This is a genomic window from Streptomyces apricus (assembly GCF_008369065.1).
Classification (GTDB): Bacteria; Actinomycetota; Actinomycetes; order Streptomycetales; family Streptomycetaceae; genus Streptomyces; species Streptomyces apricus.
Window position 1 is genome coordinate 5,005 of sequence record NZ_VDFC01000074.1, and the last position, 9,115, is coordinate 14,119.

At 72.0% G+C, this 9,115-nt stretch carries 9 protein-coding genes; 5 read left to right on the plus strand and 4 right to left on the minus strand.

Annotation, left to right across the window (positions count from 1 at the left end; genetic code table 11):
- The 4 genes from FGF04_RS33655 to FGF04_RS33670 all read right to left on the minus strand — a co-directional run.
- Positions 1-379 (minus strand): maltose acetyltransferase domain-containing protein (locus FGF04_RS33655; RefSeq protein WP_149515193.1); only part of this gene is annotated, 379 nt, incomplete at its 3' end.
- Positions 380-470: 91 nt separating this feature from the next.
- Positions 471-1,706, minus strand: coding sequence for an MFS transporter (locus tag FGF04_RS33660; RefSeq protein ID WP_149515184.1), 1,236 nt, complete (start codon positions 1,704-1,706; stop codon positions 471-473).
- Positions 1,707-1,886: 180 nt separating this feature from the next.
- Positions 1,887-2,471 carry a TerD family protein gene (locus FGF04_RS33665; protein WP_149515185.1) on the minus strand — a complete coding sequence of 195 codons (585 nt, stop codon included), beginning with the start codon at positions 2,469-2,471 and terminating at the stop codon, positions 1,887-1,889.
- Positions 2,472-2,629: 158 nt separating this feature from the next.
- Positions 2,630-3,469 (minus strand): GntR family transcriptional regulator, encoded by an 840-nt coding sequence (locus tag FGF04_RS33670; RefSeq protein ID WP_149515186.1) that lies wholly within the window; start codon positions 3,467-3,469, stop codon positions 2,630-2,632.
- 263 nt (positions 3,470-3,732) lie between these two features.
- On the opposite strand from FGF04_RS33670, the gene FGF04_RS33675 reads away from it, so the two are divergent.
- The 5 genes from FGF04_RS33675 to FGF04_RS33695 all read left to right on the plus strand — a co-directional run.
- A complete protein-coding gene (locus FGF04_RS33675; RefSeq protein WP_149515187.1) occupies positions 3,733-4,989 on the plus strand; it encodes an extracellular solute-binding protein in 1,257 nt (418 codons plus the stop codon).
- A gap of 170 nt (positions 4,990-5,159) precedes the next feature.
- The gene (locus FGF04_RS33680) at positions 5,160-6,158 is read left to right on the plus strand and encodes a carbohydrate ABC transporter permease (protein ID WP_149515188.1); all 999 of its coding nucleotides are present in this window, start codon (positions 5,160-5,162) and stop codon (positions 6,156-6,158) included.
- Entirely contained in the window at positions 6,155-6,994 is an 840-nt protein-coding gene (locus FGF04_RS33685; protein ID WP_149515189.1) for a carbohydrate ABC transporter permease, read from the plus strand. Before FGF04_RS33680 ends, FGF04_RS33685 begins: the two co-directional genes overlap by 4 nt.
- Positions 6,954-8,480 (plus strand): beta-N-acetylhexosaminidase, encoded by a 1,527-nt coding sequence (locus FGF04_RS33690; RefSeq protein WP_149515190.1) that lies wholly within the window; start codon positions 6,954-6,956, stop codon positions 8,478-8,480. The genes FGF04_RS33685 and FGF04_RS33690 overlap by 41 nt, the downstream gene beginning before the upstream one ends.
- Before the next feature lie 68 nt (positions 8,481-8,548).
- Positions 8,549-9,115 (plus strand): cellulose binding domain-containing protein (locus FGF04_RS33695; RefSeq protein ID WP_328596432.1); only part of this gene is annotated, 567 nt, incomplete at its 3' end.

Sequence of the window (9,115 nt, forward strand, 5' to 3'; positions counted from 1 at the left end):
GTTCCAAGGGGTGGGTGGGGGTGAGCAGTTGGACGTTCGGGCCGATCTGGCAGTCCTCGCCGATGGTGATCGCCGCGACGTCCAGCGCGGTCAGGTTGTAGTTCACGAAGGTGCGCGCGCCGATGGTGATGTTGCTGCCGTAGTCGACGTACAGCGGCGGCCGTACGTGGACCTCCGGGCCCACGGCGCCGAGCAGTTCGGCGAGGACCGCCTGGGCCGCCCCGGCGTCCTCCACGAAGGCCGCCTGGAAGCGGGCGGCCAGCCGCACGGCGTGCTGCTGACGGCGGGCGATCTCGGGGTCGTCGGCGATGTAGAGGTCGCCCGCCACCATGCGTTCGAGGTTCGTGCGGGGGTCTTGGGCGAAGTAATCCGTCGACATGCGTACGATCGTACACTCGCGGTCGGTCCACGGCCCTGGAAGCGGGGAGCGCGCCGGGTCCCGCGCGCCGCGGTCCCCGGGGGCCGCGCCCCTACGCCTTCTTGTCGCGCAGCACGCCCGCGGTCAGCAGGACGAGCAGGCCGGCCAGGGGCACCACCAGGAGGCCCACCCGCAGGCTGGTGGCGTCCGCGACCAGGCCGACGACCGGCGGGGAGAGCAGGAAGCCCAGGCGCATGAGCCAGGAGACGATGGCCAGCCCCGACCCGGGCTTGAGGCCGGGCAGTTCGTCGGCCTCGTGCATCGCCGCGGGGACGAGCGTCGCCACACCGAACCCGGCGGCGGCGAACCCGAGGACGGTGCCGGGCACCGTGGGCACCGCGAGCGCCAGGCCCATGCCCGCCACGACGATCAGGCCGCCGGTCCGGGCCACGGTGCGCTGGCCGAACCGGTCGACGAGCCGGTCGCCGATGATGCGGCCGACGAACTGGGCACCCACCAGGGCGATGTAGCCGGAGGCCGCCAGGGTCACCGACGCGGACAGGGGGCCGGAGAGGTACAGCGCGGCCCAGGAGTTGCCCGCGTCCTCGACGAGCGTGCCGGCCGTGGCGATGAGCACGAGCGCGGCCAGCACGTAGGCGGTGCGCCGGCCCGGCCCCCGGCGCCCCTCGCGCTCCTCGTGCCGCTCCTGCTGCTCCGTACGCGGGCCGGGTTCCGTTCCGTCCCCCTCCTCCGCCGGTCCGGCGTCCGGGCCGGTCAGGCAGAACCGCAGGGCGACGCAGGCCGCGACCGCGAACACCGTTCCGGAGATCGCCAGGTGCTGCCCCAGCGAGAGGCCGAGCGCTATCGCCGCGGCGGCCATGGATCCGCCGGCGACGGCGCCGATGGACCAGATCGCGTGGAAGGAGTTGATGATGGAGCGTCCGTAGCGCCGCTGCACACGCAGCCCGTGGGCGTTCTGCGCGACATCGGTGATCGCGTCCATGGCCCCGGCCAGGAAGAGCGCGGCCGCGAACAGCAGCACCGAGTCCGCGAGGCCCGCGACGAGGATGCCCGCGGCGGTGAGCAGGGTGCCGGCCACCGCGGCCCGCGCCGAGCCCAGCCGCCGCACGGCCACCCCCGCCGCGAGCCCGGCCGCGATGGCCCCGGCCGGGAACGCCGCCACGGCCAGGCCGTAGGCCGCGTTGCCGATGCCGAGGTCCGCCTTGATCTGCGGATACCTCGGCAGCAGGTTGGCGAACAGGGCGCCGTTGGTGAAGAACAGCACGGCAACGGCTACGCGAGCCTGCCGTTCGGCCGCTGCGGGCCGGCGCAGTACGTCAACAGTCATGCGCGAGAGCCTATAGCGGGAGCGTACGAACGTACACTCCTGGGCGCGGCCCGTTCGCCGGGGCCGTGCTCCGCGCCCGGCGCCTTCGCGAAGACGCAGGTGGGCCCGGTGGCGACACGTGTCGCCACCGGGCCCGGTCCGGCCCTGCGCACAGCGGTGAGGGGGCCTGTTCGGTACGGCCTACTTGCTGGCGGCGAAGCGCATCAGGGCCTGCTCGTCGCCCTGCTTGATCTTGCCCGTCTCGTTGATCACCTGGAGCTTCCAGGCCCCGCCGACCCGGATCGCCTTCGCCACGGCGCAGCCGTTGTCGTTGCTGAGCAGGCTCGGCCAGATGTCCGCGACCTGCTGGGTGCTGCCGCCGCTCGCGTCGTACACCTTGAAGCTGATGTTGCGCGCCTTCTGGAAGGAGCTGCTCTTCTTGTAGGCGGCGGCGACGAAGACGATCGAGGTGATGTTCTGGGGGACGCGCGCGAACTCGACGGTCACCGTCTCGTCGTCACCGGCACCCTTGCCGGTCTGGTTGTCGCCGCTGTGCACCAGCGAGCCGTTGCCCAGCGGGTCCAGGGAGTCGAGCCCCGCCAGGCGCACCGGGTCCGATCCCTGCATCGCGATGGCGATCAGGTCGAGGTCGGTGCCGGCCTTCTGGCGCAGCTTGCCGAGCAGTCCGCCGCTGCTGCCGACGGTCGGGTCCCAGGACACGCCGATCGACAGGTGGGTCACTCCGTCCAGGTCCGCCGGGCCGTCTTCCTTCGTAAGCGTGATCATGCTGTTCCTCTTGATCGTGGAATTGCCTGTATGCAGTCTGCCTCCCCCATGCCGCACCACATAGCCCGGGACCCGTACGAATCACCAGAACCGTGCATCCCTCATGCCACACGTGTCCCTTGCGCCATAAGTACCCCAGGGCGCCAGCGGACGGCCGTTCACTGCGGCGACTGGATGTCCCCGTGCGTGGAGGACGCGATGGTCTCGCGGTGGGCGAAGTCGCCCGGCGGAATGCCGGGGTGGTGCCCCTGCCCGGCGGGCGGGGCCGTGGCCGAGGGGTCCAGGGTGAGCCGGGAGACGATGCGGTAGCGGTCGCCCCGGTAGACGGAGTGGACGTACTCGACGGGGCGGCCGGTGGTGTCCGAGGTGAGCCGTTCGAAGAGCAGCGCCGGGGACAGCTCGGGCACGTCGAGCAGCTCGGCCTCGGCCCGCGTCACGACGGTCGGCTCGATGGCCTGGACCGCCTCCTGCACATGCACGCCGTGCTGTTCGCGCAGGTGCTCGTAGAGGTCGCCGGCCTCCAGCTCCTGGGCCGACAGGGCGGGGACCAGGTCGGCCCTGATGTGCAGGTGCTCGATGGCCATCGGGGCGCCGTCGACCAGGCGCAGCCGGGCCACGTACACGATGTCGGCGGCCGGTGACATGCGCAGTTTGCGGCCCACGCGCGCACCGGCCGCGAAGGTGGTGAACTCCAGCAGGCGGCTCGACCAGGTGCCGGAGGCACGCGGCGCGGTCATGCTCTGCTGGCCGGAGACGAGTTCCTGGGTGATCTTCTCGGGGGCCACGAACATGCCGCGGCCGTGCTCGCGCACCAGGAGGCCGGCCGCGACGAGTTCGTCGACCGCCGCGCGCAGGGTCGGGCGGGAGACCTCCAGGCGGGCGCACAGGGAGCGCTCGGAGGGGATCGCGTCACCCGGGCGGCGCGATTCGACGAGGTCGAGGATGAAGTCGCGGACCCGCTCCCGTTTGAGCACCGCGCCCGGTGCGTCTTCCTTCATGCTGTACGCCCCCTCCGGCACGATCTCCCCTTACCAGTTGACCAGTTGGTCCGCACGACCACTCCCCTGGTCGGAGCGAAGTGTAACCGCTTCCCTGCGGTGATCGTCCGGGTCATAGCCGAATGACGCGCCAAAACCCTTTGCCGCAAGGGGGGTTGACGACGCCGATTGGTCTATGCCAGTTTCTTCCCCGCATCGAGAGGTGAGCTGTCCAGTGGGCTTCACTGGTCAGGTGGTCGGCTCCTGCCCTGCAGAGGTGAACCGTGAAGCTCCGCTTGTTTGCCGGTGTGTCCGTGCTCGTGCTGACCGCGGGGCTCAGTGCCTGCGGCGGCTCCTCCGACACCTCCGACGGGAACACCACCATCGACGTGTGGCTGATGCGCGACAGCGTCTCGGACGCGTTCCAGAAGGAGTTCGTGAAGGGCTTCGAGGCCGCGCACCCCGACATCGACGTCAAGGTGCAGGTCCAGGAGTGGGACGGCATCGGCGAGAAGGTCACCGCGGCCCTCGCCAGCAGCGACGCGCCGGACGTCATCGAGACCGGCAACACCCAGGTCGCCCAGTTCGCGCAGAGCGGTGGGCTGCTCGACCTCAGCGACAAGGTCGACGAGCTCGGCGGGAAGGACTGGCTCAAGGGGCTCGCCGAGCCGGGCGCGTACGAGGGCAAGCAGTACGGCATCCCTTACTACGCGGCCAACCGCGTCGTCGTCTACCGGACCGACCTCTTCGAGAAGGCGGGCGTGGACGCGGCCGCCGTCAGGACCCGTGACCAGTGGATCGCCGCGACGAAGAAGCTGAACACCGGCGGCACGCAGGGCATCTACCTGCCCGGCCAGAACTGGTACGCCCTCGCGGGCTTCGTCTGGGACGAGGGCGGCGACCTGGCCACCGAGTCCGGCGGCAGGTGGAAGGGCGCTCTGGACACCCCCGAGGCGCTGCGCGGCATGGAGTTCTACAAGGAGCTCCAGGCCCTCGGCCGGGGTCCCAAGGACTCCGACGAGGCCGGTCCCCCGCAGGCGGACGTCATGGCCAAGGGGAAGGTCGCCCAGATCATCTCGGCCCCGGGCGGCGCCAACACGGTCGTCGAGAACAACCCCGAGTTGAAGGGCAAGCTGGGGTTCTTCCCCATCCCGGGCAAGACCGCCGACGCACCCGGCGCGGTCTTCACCGGCGGCTCCGACCTGGTGATCCCGACCGCCTCCGCCAAGCAGGACGCCGCTTACACCTTCGTCAGGGAACTCACCGGCGACGCCTGGCAGAAGAAGCTCGCGGTCGCCATGAGCTACGTACCGAACAAGACCACCCTGGCCGGCGCGGTCGCCTCCGACCCGGGCGCCTCGGCCATGGCGGCCGGCGCCGCGGAGGGCCACGCCACGCCCAACACCCCGGGCTGGGCCGCCGTCGAGGCCAAGAACCCGATCAAGGACTACCTGACCGCCGTCCTCACCGGCGCCGACGCGCGCAAGGCGGCCCGTACGGCGTCCGACGCCATCACCAAGGCGATGAGGACCGGCTCCTGACCGCGGCCGGCGCAGCCATCGCGACACGTGCCCCGCGGTAACGGCACGCCCACCACGGCACGTCCGCCGCAGTGGCGGCACGCCCGCCGCGACAGACGCGCCACGGTACGTCCGCCACGCCATGTCCACCGTCCCCACAGCGCAGGAGGAGTGCGCGCAGGAGGAGTGCCGTGACGGCCGTCCGGGAGCAGACCCCGCCCCGCCCCCGCCCCGCACCGACCAGCCGGCGGCTCCGGCGGGCGGCCGGCTCGGCACCGCCGCGCCCGCCGGGGGACGGCGGCGGCCGCGGGATCTGGCCGTACGTCCTGATCGCCCCCGCCGTCCTCGGCACGCTCTACCTGCTGGTGTACCCCCTGGTCCGCGCGGTCGTCATCTCGCTGCAGGACTTCGGGCTGCGCCAGCTGATCCTGGGCGACGCGCGGTTCGTCGGACTCGACAACTACCGCACGCTGCTGGGCGACGGCCGGTTCTGGGAGGTGGTGCGCCGCACCTTCCTCTTCATGGCGGTCGACGTCGTCCTGATCATGGTGCTGTCCACCCTGGTCGCCCTGATGATCGAGCGGCTGGGCCGGTTCGGCCGGACCGCGGTCCTCAGCGCGCTCGTGCTCACCTGGGCGATGCCCGTCATCGCGGCGACCACGGTCTTCCAGTGGCTGTTCCACTCGGAGTTCGGCATCGTCAACGCGGTCCTGACCGACCTGGGGTTCTCCTCCTTCGAGCGCTACGCCTGGTTCGCGCACGGACCGGCCGCCTTCGCCATCCTGGTCGCCCTGGTCGTGTGGCAGTCGGTGCCGTTCGCGGCGATCACCCTGTACTCGGCCCTGACCACCGTCCCCGTCGAGCTGTACGAGTCGGCGCGGCTGGACGGGGCCTCGGGACCGCGGATCTTCCGGTCCGTCACCTTCCCGGTCGTCCGGCCGATCTTCCTGCTGGTGCTCTCCCTCGAAGTCATCTGGACGTTCAAGGCGTTCGTCCAGATCTGGGTGATGACCAACGGCGGCCCGGGCGACGCGACCACGATCCTGCCCGTGTACGCGGTGCAGACCGCCCTGTCGAGCCAGCGCTACGACCTCGGCTCGGCGGCCTCCATGGTCACCGTCGTGCTGATGTCGGGGGTGCTGGTCCTCTACTTCCGCCAGATGTTCCGCCAGGAGGACGAGCTCGCATGAGCACCACCCGGCCCCGTGCCCGCCGCATCCCGCTGAACGCCGCCGCCGTCGTCACGGTCGTGCTCTGCCTGTTCCCGGTCTACTGGATGGTCGCCACCGCCTTCACCCCGACCCGGGACATCCAGTCCGACGATCCGCGGTTCCTCCCCGGGTCCTGGACGCTCGACCACTTCCGCACCGCGGTCGGCGCCGACGGCTTCGGCCTGTTCTGGCGCAACAGCCTCCTGGTCACCCTGGGCGCGGTCCTGCTCTCCCTGCTCGTCGCGCTCGGCGCCGCCTACGCGGTGGCCCGGATGAGGTGGCGGGGCCGCCGGCAGTTCATGCTCATGGTCTTCATCGCCCAGATGGCGCCCTGGGAGTCACTGATCATCCCGGTCTACATCATCTCCCGCGACACCGGCATGCTCGACCGGCTGCCGACCCTGACCCTCGTCTACTTCATGATGACGCTGCCCTTCACCGTCATCGTGCTGCGCGGCTTCATCGGCACGATCCCCCCGGAGCTGGAGGAGTCCGCCCAGGTCGACGGCTGCACCCGGCTCGGCGCGTTCCGGCACATCGCGTTCCCGCTGCTGGCGCCGGGGCTGATGGCCACCTCGCTGTTCGGCTACATCACCGCCTGGAACGAGTTCGCCTACGCCAACTTCCTCATCATCAAGCAGCAGGACAGCCGCACGCTGCCCGTGTGGCTGTCCTCCTTCCAGAACGTCTTCGGCACCGACTGGGGCGCCACCATGGCCGCCTCCGCCCTCTTCGCCGCCCCGGCGCTCGTGGTGTTCCTGCTGCTGCAGCGCCATGTCACCTCGGGCTTCGCCGCCGGCGCGGTCAAGGGCTGAACTCCCTCCCCATCAAACGTACTTGCCCCCACGCACTCCCCCGCGACCGCAGTTCCGGAGGCGATCCGTGCCCGCACAGGCATCCGTACCCACCCTCGTCCCCCGTCCCACCGGGCTGCCCCTGCCCCCGTCCCCCGACGGGCGGTTCACCCTCGCGCTCGACGCCGGACGCGGCGACCTGGGCGAGGAAGGGTACGCGCTCACCGTCGGCCCGCACGCCGTGCGGCTCCTCGCCGCGCACCCCACCGGTCTCCTGCGCGGCATCCAGACGGTCCGCCAGCTCCTACCGGCCCAGGCCCTGTCGGCGACGCCCCAGCACGGCACGCGGTGGTCTCTGCCGTGCGCGGACATCACCGACGTGCCGCGGCACCCGTGGCGCGGCGCGATGCTGGACGTGGCCCGCCACTTCCAGCCCGTCTCCTACCTGCGCCGGTACGTCGACCTGCTCGCCCTGCACAAGATCAGCGTGTTCCACCTGCACCTCACCGACGACCAGGGCTGGCGGATGCCGGTCGCCGCCCTCCCGAAGCTCACCGAGGTCGGCGGCCGGCGCGCCGAGTCCCAGAAGGGCCCGGACGGCAGCGGCGCGTACGACGGCGTCCCGCACGGCGGGGCGTACACGCGGGCCGAACTGACCGGTCTGGTCGCGTACGCCGCCGCCCGGGGTGTCACCGTCATGCCGGAGATCGAGATGCCCGGGCACGTCCGGGCCGCCCTCGCCGCCTACCCGCACCTGGGCAACCACCCGGAGCGCACCCTCGACGTCTGGACGCGGTGGGGCGTGTGCGACACCGTGCTCGGCGTCCACGGCGAGGCGCTCGACTTCTGCCGCACCGTCCTCGACGAGGTGATGGACGTCTTCCCCTCGCCGTACGTCCACGTGGGCGGCGAGGAGTGCCCCACCACCGAGTGGACGCACAGCGCCCGGGCCCGGGAGCGGGTGGCGGCGCAGGGCCTGCCGGGCCCCGGGGCGCTGCACGGCTGGTTCCTGGGCCGGATCGGCGAGCACCTCGTGCGCAACGGCCGGCGGCCGGTCGGCTGGGCCGAGACCGGGGCCGAACTGCCCCGCGACTTCACGGTGATGACCTGGCGCGACCCGGCCCACGCCCTGACGGCGGCCCGCCGCGGGCACCCCGTGGTCAACGCCCACCACCGGGCCACCTATCTGGACTACGCGCAGAGCGACGGCCCGCACGAGCCGCCCGCCCAGCCCGGGGCCGTCGTCGGCCTGCGGGCCGTCCACGCCCACGACCCGGTGCCGGCGGAGGCGGACGACGAGGCGGCCGGGCGGGTGCTGGGCAGCCAGGCCCAGCTGTGGACCGAGTTCGTCACCACGCCCGCCCACATCGAGTACCTCACCTATCCGCGGCTGTGCGCGCTGGCCGACCGCGGCTGGAGCGGCGCGGGCGACTGGGCCGACTTCCGGTCCCGGCTCGACGGGCACACGGCCCGGCTCGACGCGCTCGGCGTCCCCCGCCGCCCCTGACCGCTCTTCCCCCTCCTCCCCCCACCCGTCCGATTCCGGAACCACCCCACCTTTCTGGAAGGAACGTCATGAGACTGGCCGAGAACAGGCTGCGCGCCACCGCCCACGCCGCCGTCGCGGTGGCCCTGGGCGCCGCCGCACTGACCGCGCTCCCCGCCACCGCCACCGCGGCCGCCGACGGGCTGAGCGTCCAGTACCGCACGAGCTCCGCCGGCTCCGACCAGGCCGAGCCCTGGTTCAAGGTGAAGAACACCGGCACCGCGAGCGTGCCGCTGAGCGGCGTCAAGGTCCGCTACTACTTCAAGGCCGACTCGGCGGGCGCGAGCTACCGCTTCGCCTGCTCCTGGGCCGTCAAGGGGTGTGCCAACGTCACGGGCACCTTCGGCACGCTCGCCAKCCCGACCGCCACGGCCGACCGCTACCTGGAGGTCGGCTTCACCTCCGGGGCCGGCTCGCTCGCCCCGGGCGCCGACACCGGCGACCTGCAACTGCGCTTCCACCAGTCGAACTGGGCGTCCCTGAACCAGAGCGACGACTACTCCTTCGGCGCCTCGCAGACGTCGTACGCCGACTGGTCCAAGGTCACGGCGCACCTGTCCYGTGCCACCCTGTGGGGCCAGGCCCCCGGCGGCAAC